Raw genomic sequence first — 22,717 nt, 5'->3', positions numbered from 1 at the left:
CGCAGCACCGCTTCCCCGCGCCGGCTCCGGACAGCCGACATCGGTCAGACAACAGACCCCCGCACAGGTCAGGAAACACCCCGACACGGGTCACCCAACGCACACCACAACGGCCCCGTTCGGTGAAAATTCTCACCGGACGAGGCCGTCGCTCGGGAACGGACTAGTTCGCCTCCTCGCGCGGCAGCAACACCTCGGGGGTGCGGATCTGCCCGGGCAGGGTGTCCACCGGCAGGGTGGGGAATGCGGCGCTGGTCGCGGGCCAGCCGCTGTCGCGCAGTTCCTTCATGGTCTCGTCGAAGGCCTGCAGGGCGGCGACCTCGTCGGAGGCGAACGCGGTGGCGATCCGCACGCCGCGCCAGTAATCAGCCGCATCGGTATACAGGGCAAAGGCGACGTTTCCCAGCCGCTCGATCAGGGTCCAGGCGGTCTGCTCGCTCACCTGCCCGGCCACAAACGCGGTGCGGACGATCGCGATCAGGCGCTGCACATCCCCCGCCCACAGCAGCAGCGGCGGACGCCCGGCCTGCGGTTCGGCCAGCGCCCGCAGGTCCCATTCGGACAGACCGGTCAGTCCGGCGATGCGGGTGAGCATCCGCTCGGCATCCGGGCCGTTGAGGATCGCCTGGAAGCGGGCGCTCATACTGTGCTGGGCCATCCCGTCGGCCACATACAGTTCCAGGTCGCGCTCGGAGGCGATCCTGGTGCGCTTGTCCAGGTCGGCCTGCAGGTCGCGCAGATCGTTCATCGGCAGCGAGATGATCGGGTAACCCTTGGCACCGTCGGCGTACTTCTTGCGCAGCGATTCGGGCAGTTTTGACCAGGCCGGGGAGAATTCCAGGCTGGAGTTCCAGAGCCCCGACCGGAAATCCGATTCGGCGTCCAGCGCGAGCAGTGACTGCTGCGCCGGGGTGATCTCGCTCGCCCCGGTCAACCGACGGTAGCGGCGCTGATCGCGCCAGGGTCCCCAGGAGTCCAGGCTCGAGACGGCAAACGCCACCACCACAAACGCCAGCGCGGCGGTGAGCACCGGGGCGAAGGTGGCGTCCGGGGTAAACGGCAGCGCCGCGGCGATGGCGTGCCAGTTGACCGACACCACGGCGGCCGCGAGAATCGCGATCGCGAAGGTCAGCAGCGAACGCCCCTGCGCTCGGGCGGGCCGCTGTTCCTTCCTCAGCTGCTGATAGTTGCGCTGATGCCAGATGCGCGGACGGACGGGATAGGCACGTTCACCGAGATGGTTCTGAAGAGTCACCCAAACGAGTGTAATCCAGTTTGTAAGCGCTTACGCGCGCCTATCGCGCCGTGTCTCCGGGTGTCTGCTCGTGGTTGGGAACCACCGGATCGTGCTCGACCGGAGCCTCCTGCACCAGCGGTGTTGCCACGGTGTTGCCCGACACGTAGTCCTCGGGATCCGGATAGTCGAGCCCCAGCAGGTGGTTGCGTCCGCGCAGCTCGTCGCGGAAAAGCACATCGCTGCGGAACTTGCCGGTCCGATACGCCGCCCGGCCCACCATGTGTGCCGAGATCGGCGCGGTCAGCGCCTGGAACAGGATGATCGAGAAGCCCAGCGTGATCGTGCCGATCGTGGGGGTCGAGAAGATCACATCGGCCACCACCAGGATCACACCGAGCACCTGCGGCTTGGTCGCCGCGTGCAGACGCGCGAGCACGTCGGAGAAGCGCAGCAGACCCACGCCCGCGGCCAGACACAGCACCGCGGCGGCAAAGACCAGCGCGATGGTCAGGGCGTCGCGCCACCACTCGCCGGTCATGCTTCGGCCTGATTCGACATAAAGCGAGCCACGCTGACCGAGCCCACAATCGCGAACATGGCCAGCACCAGCATCACCGGCAGCGTGTTGGTGTGACGATTGATGGCCATCTCGGCACCCATCGCACACATCGCGGTCGCAACCAGCACGTCCGAGGCGATCACGCGGTCAAGCAGCGAGGGCCCGCGCACAATCCGGTAGACGGCGCACAGCGCCGAGACACCAAACATGGCGATGATGATTCCCAAAATTATGGTCATCGGTTTTTCCTTCCTCGGGCCAGGGCATGCTGCTCGTTGACCCGCACCACCTCGGCCTTGGATCCGATTGCCAGCACCAGGCGGCGTTCGGTGTCCAGAACCTCCTGGATGAAGCGCTGAATATCCTCCTCGGAGTGCACGTCGATCACGTGCACGTAGAGGATCGAACCCGAACGGTCCAGGTCGACCACGATGGATCCCGGCACAATCGAGATCGCCGTGGAGGTCCACGACATGATCAGGTCCGAGCGGGTGTTCAGCGGGATGCCCACGATCGCGTTACCCGGCTTGAAGTTCGGGGCGAAGGCCAGCCAGGCGATCTGGATCGAGGCGCGCAGGATGTCCCAGGCCAGCACCACAAAGAACACGATCACGCGCCAGGGGTTGACCCGGCCGCTGAGCTCGACCCCGGGGAGGTAGAACGTGAACGAGACCCCGGTCGAGACCAGGATGCCGGTGATGATGGTGAGCGGCGTGAAGCTCCCCCAGAGCAGGCACCAGAGCAGCAGCAGGCCGAGGGCCAGCAGGCCCTGGCTGAGCCCGGCGAGACGGTGCTTATCGCGTGTCTGTTGTGGCATTAGGGCGATCCCTCCGGGAACACGGCGGAGATGTAGTTTTCCACGTTCTCCACCTGGGCGGCCGCACGCTCGGCATAGCCGAAGATGGGGCCGGCGAACACGGTCAGCAGCAGGGTGAGCCCCACCATGCCGGTGGTCGCGCCCACCATCAGACGCGAGGTCTGCTTGGTCGCGACGGTCCCCGAGTCCTCGGGGCTCTCGGCGAGGGATTCCAGCAGCGGGGACTGGTAGCCCTCGACCTCACCACGCGAGCGCCAGAAGGCCATGTTCCACACCCGGGCGAGCGCGTACAGGGTCAGTAGCGAGGTCGCAGCCCCGGCGGCGATCAGCACGTAGGAGAGCCAGCTACCCTCCTCGACGCCGGCCTGGAACAGGCCGATCTTGCCGAGGAAGCCGGAGAACGGCGGGATTCCGCCGAGGTTGAGCGCGCCGAGGAAGAACAGCACCGCCACAAACGGCGCGGCCTTGAGCAGACCACCCAGGCGCGAGATGGACGTGCTTCCGCCCACGCGCTCGACCAGTCCGGTCGCCAGGAACAGCGTGGTTTGGACCACGATGTGGTGCACCACGTAGAAGATGGTGGCGGTCAGCGCAATGTCGCCGCCGATCGCGATACCAAAGATCATGTACCCGATGTGACTGACCAGGGTGAACGAGAGCAGACGCTTGATATCGGCCTGCATCACCGCACCCATGATGCCCACAAGGAGTGTGAAGAACGCCACCACCATCAACGGTATTCGCAGCGGCACATCCACAAACATCACGGTGTCGGTGCGGATGATCGCGTACACGCCGACCTTGGTCAGCAGGCCCGCGAACACCGCGGTGACCGGCGCGGGCGCCGTGGGATACGAGTCGGGCAGCCAGAAGGACAGCGGGAACACCGCGGCCTTGACCGCGAAGCCCAGCAGCAGCGCCGCACAGAGGATCGCCTGGACCCCCATCGGCAGCTCGCGCACCCGCTCGGAGATCAGCGCGATGGTCACGGTCCCGGTGGCCCCATAGATCAGCGCGATGGCGCCCACAAACAGCAGCGAGCTCATCAGGCTGATCACGATGTAGGTCACGCCCGCGCGGATGCGGGCACCGGTGCCACCGAGGGTCAGCAGCACGTAGCTGGCCGCCAGCAGCATCTCGAAGCCGACGTACATGTTGAAGAGGTCGCCGGCCACAAACGCGTCAAACAGACCGGCCGACAGCACCAGGTAGGCGGGGTGGAAGATCGACACCGGGGTTTCGTTGTCGTCGTCCACGATGCCCTGGCCGATCGCGAAGATCAGCACGCCGAGCAGCATCAGGGCGGACACCAGCAGCATGATCGCCGAGAGGCGGTCCACCACCAGCACGATGCCCCAGGGTGGTGCCCAGCCGCCGACATTGACGGTGACGGTGCCGGTCTGATCCACGGCCACCAGCAGGACCGCGGCAATCGCGGTCACCAGGGTCAGTGAGATCAGCGACACGAAGATCTGCACACGCGGACGCTGACCGAAGATCAGCGCGATCGCGGCACCCAGCAGCGGAATCGTGACCACGAGGGGAACCAGGGCGTTCATCGTCCCACCTCCGTGTCTCGTGCTGTCTGAACCGGGTCGGGTTCGGGGTCGTCTTCGTGTTCGTTGGAGGCATCCAGGACCCGTTGAATGGCCTCATCGTCCTCATCAACCTGGCGGAACGCCTCCTCGGCGTCCTCCTCGGTGTCGTGGGCGTGGTCATCCGGCAGGGTGTCACCCTCGTCGCCGAGCTGCGCGAGCCACCAGGTGCGGTAGATCAGCGCGAGCACAAACGCGGTGATACCGAAGTTGATCACGATCGCGGTGAGGATCAGGATCTGCGGCAGCGGATCCACCATGTCGGCGTCCTCGGGGCCGCCGGTCCACAGCGGCGCATTGCCGTTGGGTCCGCTCATCAGGAAGATCAGGATGTTGGTGGCGTTACCCACCAGCAGGAAGCCGATCAGGAAGCGGGTCAGGCTGCGCTCCATCATCACGTAGATGCCCACCGCGTACATCAGCGACATCAGTAGGACGAGGGTGAGGGATGCACTCATCGGTTGTCCTCTCGGGTGTCGGTCGCGGACGGGGTATCCGGCACAATGGGCACGCGCTGCGTGGCCCAGAGGTCGGTGTTGGGCACCTGCTGGCGCGGGCTGAACTCGTCGGTGCTTTCCTCGGCGATATCGGCCTCGTCCTGTTGCCGGTCGACCTCACCACCGAGCGAGCGCAGGATGTCGAGCACCAGACCCACAACCACCAGGTACACACCGATATCGAAGATCGTGGTGGTGCCGATCGAGATGTATCCCAAAACGGGAATATCTGCGGAGAGGTAGGCGGAGGAGAGGATCTCGGAGCCGAAGAACAGCGATCCGATCGCCGAGCCCACCGCGAGCACGAGACCCGCGCCGAGGAGCTTTCCGGCGTCGATCGGCACGGCCTCGCGCAGCTCGTAGCGGCCGCCGGCCAGATAGCGGAAGACCAGGGCAAGACCCGCCAGGAGTCCGCCGGCGAATCCGCCACCGGGCGAGTTGTGACCCACAAAGAGCAGGAAGATCGAAACCACGATGGCCGGGTGGAACATCAGGCGCACCAGAACCTCGAGCAGGATCGAGCGGTTGGCGCTGGCGATCTTGCCGCCACTCACCAGCCAGGACTGACGCGCGCCGGGGGTGGCGGGCTGGATGTCCGGATCGGAGAGGACGCTGCGGCGTCCCAGCGCGGTGGCCGGGCGGCGTAGACCGCGACGGCCCTTCTTATCGGCACGTCCGGAGACAAACAGCAGGCTGGCGATACCGGTGGCCACCACCACGAGCACGGAGATTTCGCCCATGGTGTCCCAGGCACGAATATCCACCAGCGCCACGTTGACCACGTTCTTGCCGTGGCCCTCGTAGTAGGCCATTTCGGGCAGCTGGGCCGAGATCGGATCGGTGATCCGCGACCCCAGCGCGATCAGCGCGATCGCTCCCATCACCACACCGGTTCCGATCGCGATCACCGCGCGGCGACCGCGGTGGACCCGCTTGGTGAGCTTCTGGCTGTTGCCGGGCAGACGACGCAGCACCAGCACGAAGGCGACGATGGTGATCGTCTCCACCAGCGCCTGGGTGAGCGCAAGGTCGGGGGCACCGTGGAAGGCGAACAGCGCGACCATGCCGAATCCGGTGACCCCCACCAGCAGCACGGCGGCCATGCGCTTGCGCGTCCAGGCGGCACCGAGGGTGGCCAGGGCCATCACCAGGGCGATCACCACCTGCTGCGGGTAGTCGTAGAGGCGGAAGGTCGTGGGCCAGACGTTGCCAATCGCGGCGAGGGTTCCGAGCACCAGGACAAAGACCACGAGGATCGTCGCGAGGTACTGCGGCAGGCCGCCGCGCTGGCCGAAGATGGTGACCTTGGCGGAGATTTTGTCCACCGCGCGGGTGACGCTCCAGTACCCGCGGGAGGAGTCCACCAGCGGGGGCAGCGCCTCCTGCAGACGGGCCACCTGGGTCTTCTTCCAGAACAGCGCGGCACCCAGGCCCAGGATCGCAATCGAGATAAACAGGGCCGGCTCGAAACCGTGCCAGAGCGCCAGATGGCCCTCGAGGTGCCCGTCGAAGCTCTCCGGGTAGGGATCCAGCCAGGCATTCAGCGCCGGAGAGAAGATGCCGAGCAGGACCGAGACCACCGCGAGCACACCCGGGCCGATCAGGATCGCGGTCGGCGGCTTATGCCACTCGGTCGAGACACAGGCGGCGGTGCGGGTCGCGAAGGCACCCCAGAAGAAGCGGGCCGAGTAGGCGACGGTCAGGATCGAACCCACCGCGGTCCCGATCAGCGCGATCCACCCATAGGGGTCCCCGGCCTCGGCGGCCTGCAGGAACGCCCCAAAAATGGACTCCTTGGCCACGAAGCCCAGCAGCGGCGGGATGCCCGCCATCGAGGCAATCGCCAGCGCGGTGATGACCGCGAGTACCGGCATCTTCCGACCGAGGCCCGAGAGCTGACGCCAGTCTCGGGTGCCGGCGGCATGGTCGATGATTCCCACCACCAGGAACAGCGTGGACTTATAGATCGCGTGGGCCAGCAGCAGCGCGGCGCCGGCGAGGGCGGCATCCGGGGTACCGAAGCCCACGATGACCATGAGGAAACCGAGCTGGCTCACGGTGCCGTAGGCGAGCACCAGCTTGAGGTCGTACTGACGCAGCGAGCGCCAGGCACCCACCAGCATCGTCCAGACACCCAGGCCGATCAGCACCAGCTTCCAGCCGGGCAGATCCGCGTAGCCGGGGGCCAGGCGGGCGATCAGGTAGATACCGGCCTTGACCATCGCGGCGGCGTGCAGGTAGGCGGATACCGGGGTGGGCGCGGCCATCGCGGCCGGCAGCCAGAAGTGGAAGGGGACGATCGCGGACTTGGAGATCGCGCCCACGATGATCAGCAGGATCGCGGTGACCGCCATCGGACCGGTGACCCCGGCCGCGACGATGGCCGAGAGCGAGGTGCTGCCCACCTGCACCGAGATCATGATCACACCGATCAGCATGACCAGGCCACCAAAGGTGGTGACCAGCAGCGCCTGCAGGGCCGCACCGCGGCTCTCCTTCTTGCCGGTGTAGTGCCCGATCAGCAGGTAGGAGAGCACGCTGGTGATCTCCCAGAACATGAACATCAGCAGGATGTCATCGGCCGTAACCAGCCCAAACATGGTGCCCGCGAAGGCAAACAGGAACGCCGCGAAGCGCCCGAGCCCCGGCTCCCGCTTGGTGAAGTACTGGGTGCAATAGAGCAGCACCACGGTGCCCACACCGGTGACTACCAGTGCCAGGAGCCACGCGAGGGTGTCCATGCGGAATGCGAGAGCCAGGTCCAGCTGGGGAACCCAGCGGATGGTTTCGGTGATCTCGCCGTGCGTGCGGATCTGTTCGCCCTGCAGCAACGTCCAAATAAATGCCCCAGCGGGCACGAGAGCCACAACGGTGAAAACATGGTTCTTGAGGAACCTGGCAAGAAATGGAGTCGCGACGGAGACAATCAGGAAGATGGTCAGAATCGTCGCCATGAGGTCTCCGTAAGGTAGGTGGCCTGTAGCTTCTAACCTATCAAAACCGGGAAGCTTCTTCGTAATTGAACGACAAAATAACCCGGATCATTCCCCGTTTAGGCCGGAACCTCCACCAATTCGGGCGTCGGTGAGTGACGTTCCACCGCCGCCTTGACCCGTCCACGCGCGATCAGGAACAGCACCAGACCGGCCGCGGTGAGGGCGGCCGAGAGGATCGGCAGCGCCCCTAGGCCATATGCCGAAAGCAGAATACCTCCGAAGAGCGCGCCGCCTCCGATGCCCAGGTTGAACGCGGTGGTGTAGAACGCGCCGGCGTTGTCGCGGTTCTCGGGGGCCGCGGCCCGCAGCATCAGGGTCTGCGCGAGCGGCGGGATCAGGCCGAAGCAGAATCCCCAGATCGCCATCGCGATGGCGGCGATCACCGGGGACTGTGCGGTCATCGCGATCACGCTGACCGCCACCACACAGCCGACCAGACCGATCGCCAAACCGCGCAGCGGCAGCCGGGAGAAAATACCGCCGGTGAAGAACAGCGAGATCGCGCCGAACGCACCAAACCCGAGCAGCGCCACGCTCACCAGCTCGGCGGGAATCCCGATAAAGCCGATGAAGAACGGGGTGATGTAGGTAAAGAAGGCGTAGTAACCGGTCATGGTCAGCGCGACCATGATGCAGATCAGCGCCACCGGGAGCACCGAGCCGGGAACCTTATTACCGGCGGCATCGATCTTGGCGGCCTTGGGGGTAACCGGGTCCTGGGCCACCTTCGGCAGGAAGAAGAACACGGCCAGCGCACCGAGCGCGAGGGCGACGGCGACCGCGCCGAATGCGACCCGCCAGCCCACCGCGTGACCGAGGGCGGTGCCCAGCGGGACGCCGAGGATCATGGCGAGGGTTCCGCCGGTCAGCGCGATGGTGATCGCGCGACCGATCAGGTGCGGGGCCACCAGGCGCGAGGCATAGGCCGGGGTCAGCGACCAGAACATGCCGTGGGCCACCCCGCCGAGGATCCGGGCAAACACGATGGCCGGATAGCTCGGCAGCACCGCGGTCAGCACGTTACACAGCGCCAGGGTCAGCAGGATCGCGACCATCAGCGTGTGCCGCGGCAGGCGCCGGGTCACCCGAATCATCGTGGTGCTGGTGAGGACCACGGTGAAGGCAAAGATGGTCACCAGCAGTCCCACCTGGGATTCGGTGACCCCCAGGTCGGCACTCATCTCGGGCAGCAACCCGGTGGGCATCATCTCGCTGGTAATGGAGAGGAAAACGGAGATCGACAGGGCGATCAAACCAAGCATCGGCAGCGCATTCGAGCGCACGGGTGTCGTGGTTGAAGAGGTCATCTGGAAAATTTCCGGAATGGCGTTCACTCGGGCCGGGACTGTGCCTCGGGCGGCGAGTTCGTCTGCGCGCTGATGTGCGCGCCCAGGGCTCTCGGGGACTGCCGGAACCATATATCAGGGTACAGGGTTCGCCCGGAATACGCATCTACCCCGTTGAGGCAATACTCTAGAGCGGTGACCAACAACACCGCCCCCGCAGAACTGAACCACTGGGTAATCACCCTCGTATGTGCCGACCAGCCCGGCATCGTGCACGATGTGAGTGGATCGATCGTCGCCGCCCGCGGCAACATCACCGAGAGCCAGCAGTTCTCCAGCGCCGACACCGGCCGCTTCTTTATGCGCCTGCAGGTCGAGTCCGCCGCCTCCTATGAGGAGTTTGCCGCGGCCCTCGCCCCGGTCGTGGAGCGCTTTGACGCGACCTGGACCCTGGACCGCGTGGGTCGTCCGCTGCGCACCCTGGTGCTGGCCAGCAAGGCCGGTCACTGCGTCAACGACCTGCTGTTCCGTCAGCGCGGCGGCCAGCTGCCGGTGGAGATTCCGCTGGTGCTCGCCAACCACGATGTGCTGGGCGACCTCGCCGAGTTCTACGGCGTCCCGTTCGAATCCCACGCGGTCACCGGCCCCGAGAGCAAGGCGGCGTTTGAGGCGCGCGTGCTCGAGGCCGTGGAGGAGCACAACATCGAACTCGTGGTCCTCGCCCGCTACATGCAGATCCTCTCCCCCGAGCTGTGCGCGGCACTCGCCGGCAAGGCCATCAACATTCACCACTCCTTCCTGCCCGGCTTCAAGGGTGCAAACCCCTACCGTCAGGCGCACGCCCGCGGCGTGAAGCTGATCGGTGCCACCGCCCACTTTGTGACCAGCGACCTGGATGAGGGCCCGATCATCGAGCAGAACGTGGTGCGCGTGGACCACTCCCGCTCCCCCGAGCAGCTGATCTCGATCGGTCAGGACGAGGAGAGCCGGACGCTGACCCAGGCCGTGCGCTGGTTCGCCGAGGACCGCATCCTGCTGGACGGCGATCGCACCATCATCTTCCGCTAGACACCCGTCACTCACCAACGGCGTGCTGCCCCTCGGGGTGGTGCGCCGTTGTGTGTTCCCGGCGGAGCAAGCACCCGATGCCGGACCGGGCGTCGGAATCCCGTAGACTATGCGGGTGTCAGACGTAACCCCTCGCCCCGCCTTTGCTCCCAACGATATTCTTCGACTCTTCCTGGAGCTCGCCGCGGTGGTCATCGTCGCGATTTGGGGATTCACCTCCTGGCCCTTCCCCTGGAACATCGCCTTCGGTATCGCCGCCCCCGCGCTGGTGGTGCTGATCTGGGCCCTGTTCCAGTCGCCGCGCGCGGTGATCCACTTTGACGTGTTCGGCCGCGCGCTGATCGAAATCTTCGTGATGTTTGGCGCCTCGCTGGCGCTGTGGCACCTGGGCAGCTGGATCGGTGCGGTCATCCTGGCCGTCATCTCGACCGTCTCCGGCCTGGTTCACGGTCTGCGCTCGCTGAACCGGTAATCCGGCGTCTTCGGGGTGGGCCCCTCGGCGCGCACTCGCTAGGATGCCGATATGCTCCCCGAATTGCGCGCGGTACTCGGCGACCGCCTCGACACCTCCCCCGACGCGCTCGAGGCCGTCCGCGGTGACCGTTCCGGCTACGTCTCGGCCGGCACACCGCTCGGCATCGTCCATGCCGAATCCGTCGAGGATGTCCAGGCCACCCTGCGCTGGGCACACACCCATCGCGTGCCCGTGGTCACCCGCGGCGCGGGAACGGGGCTGGCCGGGGCCGCGACCGCGGGTCCCGGCGAGATCGTGCTCTCGACCGCCCGGATGACCCGGATCCACGAGATTAACGATGTGGACCTGCTCGCGGTGATCGAACCGGGCATCATCAACGCCGACCTCAACGCGGTCCTCGCCGAGCACGGCCTGTGGTTTGCCCCGGATCCCGCCTCCCGCGCCATCTCGACCGTCGGCGGCAATATCGCCACCAACGCCGGCGGGCTGCTGTGCGCCAAATACGGGGTGACCAGGGAGGCCGTGCTGGCCCTCGATGTGGTCCTCGCCGACGGCTCGCTGATCTCGATGGGACACCGCAGCGTCAAGGGGGTCACCGGCCTCGACCTCACCGCGCTGATGGTTGGCTCCGAGGGCCTGCTCGGCGTGATCGTGGGTGCCACCGTCCGCCTGCGCCGCGCGATCCCCGGCCCGGTGCACACCATCGCCGCCTACTTCCCCAGCGTGCGTGCGGCCGCCGAGGCTTCCGTGGCGATCGGTCGCGCGGGTCTCACCCCGGCCATCATGGAGCTGCTGGACGCCACCTGCCTCGCTACCGTGCACGCCCACCTGGGACGCGCGGTGCCGCCGCTCGGGCAGAGCCAGCTGGTGCTGCGTACCGACGGCCCCGATGCGCGCGCGGCTGCCGAAGCAGCGCTGGGGATTCTGCGCGCGCACGGCGGGATCGCCGAGCTGGCGGCCTCCGATCAGGAGGGCGAGGACCTGCTGATCGTCCGCCGGGCGATGCACCCGGCGCTGGAAACCCTCGGCTATCCGCTGATCGAGGATGTGAGTGTGCCCCGGTCCCGGCTGGCCGAGATGTTTGATGCGATCGCCGAGGTCTCCGAGCGCTTTGGCATTCCGATCCCCACCCTCTCGCATGCCGGCGATGGCAACCTGCATCCCAACCTCATCGTGGACGGCCCCGAGGTGCCCGAACGCGTCTGGGAGGCCGCGCACGCGCTGTTTCAGGCGTGTCTGGCGCTCGGCGGAACCCTCTCCGGGGAGCACGGCATCGGGGTGCTCAAGCAGCGCTGGCTGGCCGAGGAGTTGGGCGAGACCCAGCACGAGTTGCAGCGTCGGATCAAGCTCGCGTTTGACCCGCTGAACATCCTTAACCCCGGCAAGGTGTTCTCCACCCGGTGATGTTTCCCCGGCCCCATCCGCCGCGAGGTACCGACGGATGGGGTGCACGGTGGCGGACCTAACCGGCGGTGTCCGGGGCCAGCGACAACCGCTGTGGATCGGACATATTGGCGCCCACCCCCTGCGTCATCACCACCTCCGCATCGACATCGCCGGGCACAACGATCGACTTCTTCCAGGTCCCGTGCACGGAAACCCGGGTGGTGACCACCCCGGACCGGGTGGACAGGGTGATCAGCGCTCCGGGTACGCCGGCGCCATCGAGTATCACCGTTGAGCCGTCGCGAGAACCCACCCGGATGGTGGGCGCTGTGAGTGAGGCCTCGGCCACGTGCACGATGACACGCACCGGTGCCGACCGAATTCCGTCACGCTCCTGGGTCAGCACCACCGTGTTAGAGCCCACCTCGAGGAGCTGGGCCCGAACCTGAAACGTGCCCGATTCGGAAACTCGAACACCGGTGGCGGTACCCCCTGGCGAGGTGGCCACCACCCGGGCTCCCGGAACCGCGGTTCCCGAGATGTTTGCCCAGCGGCCCGGATTATTGACGTTATTCACCCCGGCAGTCAGCATCCCGGGGATCGCCACAATCCGCACCGGAACGCTGAGTGTCGGCGTACTCACCCCTCCTCGAATCTGCACCACCGAAACCGTGTTGGGCCCCTCCTCAAGCCCCGCAATCGTCACGCTCCACAGCCCGTTTGCGCGTACCCAGGCGCGATGCTCCCTCCCGTTCAGACTCAGGTGGATCGCCGAACCGGGCATCCCGGTCCCCCCAATGACGGCGGCTTTTGTTGCATTGGAGTGGGAGAACTGCTTCGCGGTGAAGCGCACCGCGGGGATCTTTGCCGCCTCCCTCGGCGTGGATTCAGTGACCGGGAGAAACCGAAATGGCGAATCATCGCTCACCCGCTTTTCGAGTCGCACCTCGGATATCGACGATTCCCGAACCTGCGCATTCGCGGGAACCGCCGAGACGATTCCGGTCGCGCTCACCGTGGTCAGTGCAAAGACGATCAGGGTATTTTTTAGCATGAGGCCCCTCCCCATTCACGAAAGTTGATGATGCCACGGACGGGCACCACGGACGGGCAACGCCCGCCACCGGAGGGGTGACGGGCGTTGCCGTAACGGTGTCTTCTCGGTTAGGGGAAGGTCACCGTGGAATAGATCGGTGCGGACTCCACACCATCGGCAGTGGTTTCTGTGATGGTGACGGTGTTCTTACCGCTCTTATAACCGGAGGTTGCCCAGAAGTTCCAGGCACCCGTCGCGGTCATCGGAACCGTGGTGGTGTTCTTGGTTCCATCCTCGGTGGTGACCGTAATCACCGATCCGGGGGTGGCGGTTCCCGTGTACCGTGCCTGCAGCGTCGAGTTGCTGTACTGCCACAGCTTTGCGGTGAAGGGGATCGTCGGAATGGTCAGCTCCACCGGTAGGGCCGTGGCTCGTGAGATGTCGGTTCCCTTGGCCTGAACGATGGTGAAATCGTTGGTGCCCATGGGGACGTCGTTGAACTGACGGGTCCAGGTGCCGTCGGCACCCACGATGCTTCCGATGGTCTTGTCTCCCAGGGTCACGCGCACGGCGTAGCCCGGGATACCGGTACCCGAGAAGTACACGGTGCCGGCCATCGAGGCGATGCGATCCACCTTGGCGGAGGTCACCGGCGGGATGATGAAGGCGGAGAGGTCAACGGTGTTGGACTCTGCCCCCTCAAGACGCTGGATGGCCACCAGGGTGCTGGCTTCGTCGGGCAAGCCCGAGTAGTCCAGCGACCAGTTTCCGTTGGCGGGAACCACGACGGTCTTGTCACCGGCGGGGCCGCTCACCGTGACGGTGGCCCCGGCGGTGCCGGTTCCGGTGACGTTCACGGTACCGGTGGCGCTCGTGGTCGAGCTGATCTTCGCGGTCAGCTTGCCCACGGTGGCCTTGACCTCAACCTGCAGCGTGATGCCGTCGTTGAGCGTCTCGGTACCCACGGTCTGGGTTACCGAGAAGACCGTGACACCCAGCGGCAGGTTTGTCGCCGAGGTGTTCCAATTCCCGGCCGCGGTGGTTGTGGTGCTCAGCTTGGTCCCGTTGGAGAGAACCACGCTAATCACCGACCCCGGCGTTGCCGTTCCCGCGAGCGCGGCCGAACGAGCGGCGTTGTTCAGGGTGGCGGTTCCGGTCAGCGGGCGGTTGGTGGAGACGACCGACACATACAGGTTCTTCGGGGCCGACATCTTGCCGTCCAGCTCCTGGTGAACCGGGATGATGTTCTCGCCCACGATGAGGTTCGAGACCGTAGCCTTCCAGTTGCCCGCGGCATCAACCACGGTGGTGGTGGCGTTGGCCGAACCCGGACGGAGGTGAATGGTTGCTCCGGGAACACCGGTTCCCGAAACCTCCACGGTCCGTGCGGCGTCGTTCGCGGCGGCTGCCTTCGCGGTGAAGTCCTCAAGCATCGCCTTCAGCGTGATCGTGGTTGCCACCGGGTCGGACGTGTTGCCGTAGATGACCTGGATCGCACTCACGGCATTGGCACCGCGCTTGAGATTGGTCAGTTCACGGGTCCAGGTGCCGTCCTCCTGGACGGTGGCGGTGTACTTACGCCCTTCGAAGGTCACGGTGATGATTCCACCGGGCTCACCCGTGCCCCCCACAACTGCGGTCTTCGCAAGGTCGTCCTGCGAGATCACCCGAATGGTGGGCTTGGCGATCCAAATTGCGATTGCCGCGGACAGGTTGATGGTCGGCGAGACGTTTCCCAGGTAGGACTGGTGCACCGCAATGGTGTTTGGTCCCACGTTCAGATCCAGCACTCGCATCGTCCAGCGCCCGTTGTTGGCAACGGTGGCGGTGAACTGGGTGCCGTTGAGGTTGGTGGCGATAATCACGGCACCGGGCTGGCCGGTACCACCAATGTTCGCCCAACGCTCACGGTTGTTCACGTTGACCAGCTTGGCGGTCAGATCCTTGATGGTCACGCCAACGCCCACGAGGACGAAGGTCGAACCCACCAGCTCGCCATCCACCTTCTGGGTGACGGCAACCGACTGCGAACCAATCACCAGGCCGCCGATTTCGCGGGACCAGGTACCGTTCGCGGCCACGGTTGTGGTCACGTCCTTCCCAAACAGGCTCAGCGTAATCGTGGCACCGGGCTTACCGGTTCCGAAGATGGTCGCGGTGCGCTTGGCATCGTTGATGTCCTTCACATCCGCGGTCAGCGGAACGGTTACCGCGGCGATGTTCACCGTGACAACCTTCTGCCCGGCGGGCTTGCCGTTCACGGTCTGGCTGACCAGGATCGGGTTGTTGCCAATGCTCAGACCGGTCACCGTGTACTGCCAGTTGCCCTCGGCATCCACCTCAACGGTCTGGTTGCCGCTCGGGGTGTTCAGGGTGATCGTGGCACCGATGACACCGGTACCCGCGATCACCGCGGTGCGCTTGGAGTCGTCCTGGCCCACCAGGTTGGCGGTGAAGCTGTCGACCTCCTCGGTGATCCTAATCGCAACCGTCACGGGGTTGGACGTCACACCATCGGCGCTCTGGGTAACGCTCACCGAGTTGGTGCCCACCTCGAGGCCCAGAACACGGGTGCTCCAGGTTCCATTGGCGGCCACCTGAGTGGTGAACGAGGCCCCGCCAGCCACGGTGGCAATGATCTGCGCGCCGGGCTGACCGGTACCGGTCAGGTTTGCCCAGCGGCCGGCGTTGTCTACAGTACCGACCTCGACGGTCAGGGGTGCCAGGTTCGCCAGGATGTTCACGGTGACGTTCTTCGGTGCCGAAACCTCGTTTCCGATGGTCTGGGTGACGGGAACGATGTTCGGTCCCACAACCAGGCCGGTCACGGTGGTCTTCCAGGTGCCGTTGGCCGAAACCTTCACGGTCACGTCTCCGGAGATTGGTGACAGCGTGATGGTGGCCCCGGGCTCACCGGTTCCGCCGATCACGGCGGTCTTGGCGGCGTCATCCCATGATTCGACCTTGGCGGTGAAGTTACCCACCACGGTCTCGATCAGAATGTCCACGGCGACGGGTCCGGTGGTCTTCCCGGCAAAGGTCTGGGTGACCTGGGCGGTGTTCGCACCCAGCTTCAGCCCGGTGACCGTTGCGGTCCAGGTTCCGTCGGGCTTGACGGTTGCGGTGAAAGCCGGAACCACGGCCGTAGCCTTGGTACCGTTCGGAGAGGTAGCGGTAATCGTCGCCCCGGGGGTCGCGGTCACCGTGATGTTCGCCCAGCGGTCCGGGTTATTCACATTGAGCAACTTGGCACTCAGCGGAACAACGGTCTCGATGATCGTGACCGGCACGGTCTTCGCCGCCGAGACCGTGGTACCCACGGTCTGCGTCACGGAGACGTTGTTCAGTCCCACCTTGAGACCGGTGACGGTGATCTTCCAGGTTCCGTTAGCGGCGACCGTGACGGTCTTGGTTCCGGTGGTCGGAGACACGGTAATGGTGGCACCGGGCTCACCCGTACCCGAGATCACGGCCGACTTGGCGTCGTCGTTTTGCGAGTCGAGCTTCGCGGTGAAGTTCTCGGCCACGGCCTTGATGTCGATCACGACGCTGACCGGACCGGTGGTCTTCCCGGCAAAGGTCTGGGTCACGGCGACGGTGTTCTTGCCGTTCTTGAGACCCGTGACGGTTGCGGTCCAGGTTCCATCCGCTCCCACGGTCAAGCCGGAACCACGGCCGTAGCCTTGGTACCGTTCGGAGAGGTAGCGGTAATCGTCGCCCCGGGGGTCGCGGTCACCGTGATGTTCGCCCAGCGGTCCGAGTTATTCACATTGAGCAACTTGGCACTCAGCGGAACAACGGTCTCGACGATCGTGACACGCACGACCTTTTCGGCCGAAACCTCGGAGCCGATGGTCTGCGTAGCGGGGATGAGGTTCAGTCCCACCCGCAGGTCGGCAACGCTCGAGCTCCACGTACCGTCGGCGGCCACGGTCGCGGTGACCTTGCTGCCGTCGATCTTCTCCAGCGTGATGGTGGCACCGGGCTCACCGGTTCCCCCGATCACTGCCGACTTCTGGGCGTCGTTCTGCGACTGCAGCGAAGCGGTGAAGTTCGACACCTGAGCGAGAATCGTCACGTTGACCGGAATCGGGGTCGACTCGGCACCGGCCACGGTCTGGGTGACCATATAGGTGGTGGTGCCGTTGGGCAGGCCCGAAACCGGGAGCTGCCACGTACCGGAGGCGTCCACGGTGGTGGTCTTGTCCCCGGCGGCGTTCTTCACCGTGATAGTAGCACCGGGCTGACCGGTTCCCCCGAGTACCGCGGACTTGGCGGTGTTGTCCTGCGAGAGAACCGAGGCGGTCAGCGTGGCAATGGTCTCCACGATGGTGACGCGCACGTTCTTCTCACCCGACACGGTACCGCCGATGGTCTGGGTCACCGGAATGACGTTCGGACCCACCCGCAAACCGGCTACGGTTGCACTCCACATCCCATCGGCAGCCACGGTCGCGGTGACCGTGGAACCATCGGTGCTCTCCAACGTGATGGTGGCACCGGGTTCACCGGTTCCGCCAATCACCGCGGACTTCGCCGCGTTGTCCTGCGACTGCAGCGAAGCCGTGAAGTTCTCCACGCTCGCCCGAATGGTCACCGGAACACTCACCGGAGCCGACACCACACCGGCAACGGTCTGGGTTACCTCAAGGGTGGTGGTACCGTTCGGCAGACCGGTGACCGTGTATTCCCAGCTTCCGTTGGCAGCCACCGTGGTGGTCTTGTCTCCGGCCGGAGTCTTCACCGTAATGGTGGCGTTCGGCTCACCCGTACCCGAGAGGGTCGCGGTCTTCTTGGTGTCATCCTGCGACGTCAACGTGGCGGTCAGCGGGGCAACAACCGCGCTGAGGTTTACCATCACGTACTTATCCGCGGAGGTTCCGCTGGGGACGGTCTGGGCCGCGGTTACGATGTTTCCGCCCACAACCAGGCCGGTTACGGTGGTGCTCCAGGAGCCATCGGCGGTCACGGTCGCGGTGAACTTGGTGGCGCCCACGCTCGCGGTAATCGTCGCACCGGGCTCACCGGTTCCCCCCACTACGGCGGTCTTCGCCGCGTTGTTCTGCGACTGCAGCACAAGGGTGAAGTTGTCGGCCACCGCAAGCATGGTGACCGAGACGCTCAGCGGTGCCGAAACGACGCCATTGATGGTCTGGGTGATGGGGAAGGTGGTCGGTCCGTTGGGCAGACCGGTCGCCACGAACTCCCAGTTACCGGATGCGTCGACCACGGTGGTCTTCACACCGGACGGGGTGATGATGCTGATCTGTGCGCCAACCTCACCAATGCCGCCCAGAGTTGCCGACTTCGCGGTGTTATCCTGCGACTTCAGCATGGCGGTGAAGGGTGCGGCCACGGCCTTGATATTGACCTGCACGTACTTCGGGGTGGACTCCGTAGAACCCACGGTCTGGGTCACGGTGAGGACGTTACCGCCCACGCTCAGACCGGTAATCGAGGTGGTCCACTTCCCGTCGGTTCCCACAATCGCCTGGGCGGTGTTGGCACCGGTGGCGCCGACGTTAATCAGGGCACCCGGCTCACCGGTTCCTCCCACGATGGCGGACTTTGCCGCGTCGTCCTGAGACTGCAGGGCGACGGTGAAGTTCTCGGCCGCGGCAAGGATGGTCACGTTGACATTGATCGCCGGAGAGACCGTTCCGTTCACGGTCTGGGTAACCGGCAGAGCGGTGCTTCCATTGGGCAGTCCGGTGACCGTGTACTGCCAGTTTCCGGAGCCGTCCACCGTGGTGGTCTTCTCCCCGGCCGGGGTCTTCACCGTGATGGTGGCACCGGGCTGGCCGGTTCCGCCAAGCACCGCGCTCTTGGCCAGGTTGTCCTGCGACTTCAGCAGCGCGGTCAGACTCGGTGCGGCGAGGTTCAGCGACAGCGGCACCGGACCGGTGATGACACCGGCGTTGTTCTGGGTGACCGAGAAGGAGTTCACACCCAGCTTCAATCCGCTGACGTTGAGCTCCCACGTTCCGTCGGTGGCGACCTGAGTGGACAGCGTACCGTTATCGGTAACGACGCTGATCTGGGAGCCGGCCACACCGGTACCACCCAGAACGGCGGTGCGAGCACCCACGTTGACAACCTTGACCTGGGCGGTCAGCGGGGTGTCCACAACGGTCGCGGTGAGCGACACGGTCGATCCCGACTGCACGCCACCCACAAACTGCGCGGCGATGATCGTGTTCGCACCTGACTTGAGATTGCGCACGGTGGTTGACCAGTTACCCGCCGCATCCACGGCTGCCTTGGTGAACGTCCCCGCGGGGTATTCCAGCCGGACCTCGGATCCGGGTACCGCGGTGCCGCCAACTACGGCGGTCTTCGCGGTGGAATCCACCGAACGAACCTGCGCGGTCATCCCGGCGTTTGCGGTGAGGAAGTTCAGGTTCAGCGAGGAAAGCTCCTGCTTAGAACCGAGATACACCCATCCACGGTAAACCGGGCTTGAGGTGGTGATGGTGTGCCAGCCGATTCCATCGGAGAGGCTGTTTGGAATCGAAAGCGTCCAGATGTTCTGGGTCGCTGCCTGGTGGACGTAGCGGGTCAGCTTCCAGTCCTGGTTTGCCGCGCCGGTGCACAGCTCCGCGGTCAGCACCGCGTTGTTGGCATCGCTGGCACGGGTCACACAGAGCGCGCTCAGCAGTCCGGTTCCGGTAATGGGACCGGTGTCTTCGAGCCCCGGGAACGAGAAATCGGGGGTCTGGCTATTCGGCTGCTGGCGAAGGATTTCGAGCTGCTGGCCCTGGACCAGCGGGCGAGCCCAGGATCCCTGGGTAACCTGCAGGTTGAACCCGGTCAGCCACGGGCCCACGAGGCGATTGCCTGCGGTAGGCCGAAGGCCGGGCGCGGTTGTCGCGAAGGGCGCGGCCCCCCGGCCCTGGCCGGGTGCCTGCGGCTCGGCGGTCGAGTCCTTGGTTATTGTCGACGAATCGGACGGAGCCGGAGCATCGGTGGTCGCGGAGACCTCGGGCGTCGCAGACGCACTCGGGTCAACGGAGACGTTGGTCTGGCTGCCCGGGGTGACCGGGGAACCGGATGAGGTGGGATCGGAACTCGGGGTTGCCGAGGTTCGCTCCCCCGGCGGTGTTTCCACCGCGTAAGCTGCGGACGCGAGACCGGACACGCACAGTGCCGCGATCACCACTCCCGCAAGGGTTTGTTTAAACATTTTCTCCTATTACCTTCCGCCGTCCCACTGGACGGCCGGCACCGCACGGGCACCATTTAGAACGAGTAACCCCGTGCTGGGCACCTCGTTCAAGGTGCCCAGCACGGATTTTTAGACGTGGCTGTTGCGTTCGCGCGACTCGTTGACTCGACGCGCACGCAGCATGAGAGCGCCGCTTGCCAGCAGCGTGACCAGCAGAACCACCGCTCCGGTGACCGAGGCACCGGTCGAGCTGAGCAGCCCGCCCCCGCCAATCAGGCCGCCACCGAGCAGACCACCGCCGCCAATCAGGCCGCCATTTCCGGATCCGTACATACGTTTCCCCCCTGTTTCTGTTTCCTAGGTGTTTGTTGTCCCGGCCGGATGGCCGGGGTGTCTGGGATGAGAAGCATCCCGGTCCCGCCGAGAATCTGACATTTCGATTTCGGCAAGCTGATGGGCCGCGCGTGGCTATCCGCGAGCGACCCCGATGCACCAATGGGTGGAGGCAACCCCTCCCCAGAGGCCTGGATCAATCGCTTCTTCCGGCTAACCATTGGCGGCGTCCGCTGAGGATGAAGCCGCGGTGAAGGTTGCCCGCTGATCGGCCAGCTCCTTCTCCAGCCAGGAGGTCAGGGTGTCCATCCCCGCCTTGCTGAGGTGCACGTTGTCCTTGAGGAAGATCGCCTCGCCGTTGGCTGTCTCGCTGCGGCACGGTCCGTTTTCGGGACACAGCGATCCGGCCCAATCGAACACCGTTGACTGGGGGAACGTCTCGGTAGCCGTCTTCAGGAGGTCGTTATAACACCCCATCTGGCTGGCCACCGAGATGATGCCATTGGTGGGCCGCTCATTGGCAAACAGAATCTGGGCATCGGGCACGGTCTGGTCGCGCCAGTCGACAATCTTCTTCAGCTGGCCCAGGTAGCGTTCCTGGTAGGCGGGCTCACACACGTTCATCCAGGTTCCGTCGACCAGCTGATCGGCGGCATCCCAGGAGCTGTGAATCAGAATCATGTCCGGCTGGGCCTCTTTAATGGCCTTGGGCACGGTGTAGATCCAGGACAGACACTGGGTCTGCTTTTCCCATACATAGCCGTTGGTCGAACGAACCTGTTCCGGAGACATCAGCCCGCATCCGCCCACACCGGCGTCGGAAACCGCAAACGCGTTGCTTCCGTGCTCGGTGAGCATCGTGGCGAAGTCGTTGGCGAGCGAGTCTCCCACGGTGAGTACCACCGGGCGGCCCCCCGCGCGACCGGGAGCGAGATTGAGGTTGGAGGTATCGGCGGCGGAAATCGTGGTGTCACGCATCGCCGCCATTCGCTGTTCGGGCAGGAACATGCTGCCGGCGAAGACCAGGGCCATCGAGACGATCAGCGCGGGCACGCCGCGGCTGATCTTCCAGGTGGACAGGCGCATCCGCTCGGTGATCGCATGGTGCAGGAACGCGGCAAGGAGCCAGGTGAGGCCACCCCCGAAGAAGAACAGCGTTAGTGGTTCTATCGAGGGAACCAGTTTCTGCAGGCCCCAGAAAACGGGCAGGTGCAACAGGTAAACGGTGTAGCTCACCCGCCCAAACGAGACGAAGATCGAGAACGAGAAGAAGCGCACCATACGGTTGGCCGAGAAACACAGCGTCGCGGTAAAAATCGCGGCGGCGATTGCCACGGCCGCCAGGCCGCCCTGGTAGAGCCATGCTTCGTGATACGACGCGGTAGCGATACTCGCGCCCACAACGATCAGCAGGGTCACCACGCTGAGGCTTGTGATCAGGAAGCTAAAGGTGCGAGAGGAGGGCTCGGCTGTGCCACGGTCCAGACGGCGCTTGACCACGAGAAAGACGGTGGCTGCCAGCGCTGCGCCGGCCATGAATCCCACGGCACGGGTCTCTGTTCCCAGGTAGAGACGGTCCGAGTTGGAGCCGTCCCACATCAGGGGTGCCACGAGTGCCGAACCCACCAGAGCCACCAGCAGCACGATCAGCATGGGCAGCGCGCGTCGCCTGCACAGCCACCAGGCTGCGAGCAGGAACAGCGGCCACACGACATAAAACTGCTCGGTAATGGACAGCGACCACATGTGTGCGAGCGGCTGAATATTGCCGGTCATTTCCCAATAGGCCTCGCCCGAGTTGAGCTGCTGCCAGTTGGCAATCTGAAGCAGGGAGAAGATCGACTTGGTGGCGTTGGTCTGTAGCTCCTGGAGCGTACCGAACTGCCAGGTCGCCCAGATAACCAGACCCAGGGTGATGATCAGGCCGGGCAACAGACGCTTCACCCGGCGCACGTAGAACTTCTTGAGTTTGATGGTGCCGGTGCGATCCAGCTCGCGCATCAGCAGGAGCGTGATCAGGAACCCTGACACCACAAAAAAGACGTCCACACCGAACAGCCCGCGTGGGCTCCAGTTTGTGTGGTACAGCAGCACCGAGGCGATCGCCAGGCCGCGCATCCCGTCTACCGCCGGGAAAAACCACGGGGAGCGAGATGCCGGAGGAGCCTTCGGGGTAGTCGGAAGCGTCTGCGCACGAAGATCGCGGCGACGAACGGGGAGAGGGCTCTCCGTAGGGGGTGTTGTGACAAGACTCACGGAATTTCTCC

Annotated in this window: 16 protein-coding genes; 3 read left to right on the top strand and 13 right to left on the bottom strand. The window is 65.1% G+C overall.

The window, feature by feature from the left end; translation table 11 throughout:
* Window positions 1-163 precede the first annotated feature (163 nt).
* The 8 genes from IE92_RS0108825 to IE92_RS0108790 form a co-directional block, all read right to left on the bottom strand.
* Window positions 164-1,255 carry a DUF1266 domain-containing protein gene (locus IE92_RS0108825; RefSeq protein ID WP_051701661.1) on the bottom strand — a complete coding sequence of 364 codons (1,092 nt, stop codon included), beginning with the start codon at window positions 1,253-1,255 and terminating at the stop codon, window positions 164-166.
* 40 nt (window positions 1,256-1,295) lie between these two features.
* Window positions 1,296-1,775, bottom strand: coding sequence for a monovalent cation/H(+) antiporter subunit G (gene mnhG, locus IE92_RS0108820; RefSeq protein WP_081863931.1), 480 nt, complete (start codon window positions 1,773-1,775; stop codon window positions 1,296-1,298).
* Window positions 1,772-2,035, bottom strand: a complete 264-nt coding sequence (locus IE92_RS0108815) for an MrpF/PhaF family protein (protein WP_030148134.1) — start codon at window positions 2,033-2,035, stop codon at window positions 1,772-1,774. Before IE92_RS0108815 ends, mnhG begins: the two co-directional genes overlap by 4 nt.
* A complete protein-coding gene (locus IE92_RS16640) occupies window positions 2,032-2,613 on the bottom strand; it encodes a Na+/H+ antiporter subunit E (RefSeq protein ID WP_051701662.1) in 582 nt (193 codons plus the stop codon). Before IE92_RS16640 ends, IE92_RS0108815 begins: the two co-directional genes overlap by 4 nt.
* The gene (locus IE92_RS0108805; protein WP_030148132.1) at window positions 2,613-4,172 is read right to left on the bottom strand and encodes a Na+/H+ antiporter subunit D; all 1,560 of its coding nucleotides are present in this window, start codon (window positions 4,170-4,172) and stop codon (window positions 2,613-2,615) included. The genes IE92_RS16640 and IE92_RS0108805 overlap by 1 nt, the downstream gene beginning before the upstream one ends.
* Window positions 4,169-4,666 carry a sodium:proton antiporter gene (locus IE92_RS17305; protein WP_051701663.1) on the bottom strand — a complete coding sequence of 166 codons (498 nt, stop codon included), beginning with the start codon at window positions 4,664-4,666 and terminating at the stop codon, window positions 4,169-4,171. Before IE92_RS17305 ends, IE92_RS0108805 begins: the two co-directional genes overlap by 4 nt.
* Window positions 4,663-7,659 (bottom strand): Na+/H+ antiporter subunit A, encoded by a 2,997-nt coding sequence (locus tag IE92_RS0108795; protein ID WP_081863932.1) that lies wholly within the window; start codon window positions 7,657-7,659, stop codon window positions 4,663-4,665. Before IE92_RS0108795 ends, IE92_RS17305 begins: the two co-directional genes overlap by 4 nt.
* A 98-nt stretch (window positions 7,660-7,757) precedes the next feature.
* Complete coding sequence (locus IE92_RS0108790; protein WP_051701664.1) at window positions 7,758-9,008, bottom strand: MFS transporter; 1,251 nt, start codon at window positions 9,006-9,008, stop codon at window positions 7,758-7,760.
* Window positions 9,009-9,182: 174 nt separating this feature from the next.
* Between IE92_RS0108790 and purU the strand changes: the two genes are divergently transcribed.
* The 3 genes from purU to IE92_RS0108775 all read left to right on the top strand — a co-directional run bounded on the left by purU (window position 9,183) and on the right by IE92_RS0108775 (window position 11,934).
* On the top strand, window positions 9,183-10,055 hold the full coding sequence (gene purU, locus IE92_RS0108785) for a formyltetrahydrofolate deformylase (RefSeq protein ID WP_030148128.1): 873 nt from the start codon (window positions 9,183-9,185) through the stop codon (window positions 10,053-10,055).
* Window positions 10,056-10,170: 115 nt separating this feature from the next.
* Window positions 10,171-10,527 carry a YrdB family protein gene (locus IE92_RS0108780; RefSeq protein ID WP_030148127.1) on the top strand — a complete coding sequence of 119 codons (357 nt, stop codon included), beginning with the start codon at window positions 10,171-10,173 and terminating at the stop codon, window positions 10,525-10,527.
* Between the two features lie 51 nt (window positions 10,528-10,578).
* On the top strand, window positions 10,579-11,934 hold the full coding sequence (locus IE92_RS0108775) for an FAD-binding oxidoreductase (RefSeq protein WP_030148126.1): 1,356 nt from the start codon (window positions 10,579-10,581) through the stop codon (window positions 11,932-11,934).
* A 58-nt stretch (window positions 11,935-11,992) separates the two neighbouring features.
* On the opposite strand, the gene IE92_RS0108770 is transcribed toward IE92_RS0108775, so the two are convergent.
* The 5 genes from IE92_RS0108770 to IE92_RS0108745 all read right to left on the bottom strand — a co-directional run bounded on the left by IE92_RS0108770 (window position 11,993) and on the right by IE92_RS0108745 (window position 22,706).
* Entirely contained in the window at window positions 11,993-12,970 is a 978-nt protein-coding gene (locus tag IE92_RS0108770; protein WP_030148125.1) for a hypothetical protein, read from the bottom strand.
* A 110-nt stretch (window positions 12,971-13,080) separates the two neighbouring features.
* Complete coding sequence (locus IE92_RS16630) at window positions 13,081-16,608, bottom strand: beta strand repeat-containing protein (RefSeq protein ID WP_043339249.1); 3,528 nt, start codon at window positions 16,606-16,608, stop codon at window positions 13,081-13,083.
* A 2-nt stretch (window positions 16,609-16,610) separates the two neighbouring features.
* Window positions 16,611-20,135 (bottom strand): beta strand repeat-containing protein, encoded by a 3,525-nt coding sequence (locus IE92_RS0108760; RefSeq protein WP_156027481.1) that lies wholly within the window; start codon window positions 20,133-20,135, stop codon window positions 16,611-16,613.
* Window positions 20,136-20,246: 111 nt separating this feature from the next.
* On the bottom strand, window positions 20,247-20,450 hold the full coding sequence (locus tag IE92_RS0108750) for a hypothetical protein (protein WP_030148123.1): 204 nt from the start codon (window positions 20,448-20,450) through the stop codon (window positions 20,247-20,249).
* A gap of 213 nt (window positions 20,451-20,663) precedes the next feature.
* Entirely contained in the window at window positions 20,664-22,706 is a 2,043-nt protein-coding gene (locus IE92_RS0108745; protein ID WP_342666414.1) for an acyltransferase family protein, read from the bottom strand.
* Window positions 22,707-22,717: the final 11 nt, after the last annotated feature.

Origin of the sequence: Mycetocola saprophilus, assembly GCF_000718085.1 — a bacterium.
Classification (GTDB): Bacteria; Actinomycetota; Actinomycetes; order Actinomycetales; family Microbacteriaceae; genus Mycetocola; species Mycetocola saprophilus.
The sequence above is the reverse complement of the archived record's forward strand: the minus strand, read 5'-3'. Positions and strand labels throughout refer to the sequence as shown.

Bases quoted from the DNA above. Each gene is read 5' to 3' on its own strand.
- IE92_RS0108805 (WP_030148132.1), bottom strand. From the start codon at position 4,172: ATGAACGCCCTGGTTCCCCTCGTGGTCACGATTCCGCTGCTGGGTGCC.
- IE92_RS17305 (WP_051701663.1), bottom strand. From the start codon at position 4,666: ATGAGTGCATCCCTCACCCTCGTCCTACTGATGTCGCTGATGTACGCG.
- IE92_RS0108795 (WP_081863932.1), bottom strand. From the start codon at position 7,659: ATGGCGACGATTCTGACCATCTTCCTGATTGTCTCCGTCGCGACTCCA.
- mnhG (WP_081863931.1), bottom strand. From the start codon at position 1,775: ATGACCGGCGAGTGGTGGCGCGACGCCCTGACCATCGCGCTGGTCTTT.
- IE92_RS0108790 (WP_051701664.1), bottom strand. From the start codon at position 9,008: ATGACCTCTTCAACCACGACACCCGTGCGCTCGAATGCGCTGCCGATG.
- IE92_RS0108815 (WP_030148134.1), bottom strand. From the start codon at position 2,035: ATGACCATAATTTTGGGAATCATCATCGCCATGTTTGGTGTCTCGGCG.
- IE92_RS0108760 (WP_156027481.1), bottom strand. From the start codon at position 20,135: ATGTTTAAACAAACCCTTGCGGGAGTGGTGATCGCGGCACTGTGCGTG.
- IE92_RS0108750 (WP_030148123.1), bottom strand. From the start codon at position 20,450: ATGTACGGATCCGGAAATGGCGGCCTGATTGGCGGCGGTGGTCTGCTC.
- IE92_RS16640 (WP_051701662.1), bottom strand. From the start codon at position 2,613: ATGCCACAACAGACACGCGATAAGCACCGTCTCGCCGGGCTCAGCCAG.
- IE92_RS0108775 (WP_030148126.1), top strand. From the start codon at position 10,579: ATGCTCCCCGAATTGCGCGCGGTACTCGGCGACCGCCTCGACACCTCC.
- IE92_RS0108770 (WP_030148125.1), bottom strand. From the start codon at position 12,970: ATGCTAAAAAATACCCTGATCGTCTTTGCACTGACCACGGTGAGCGCG.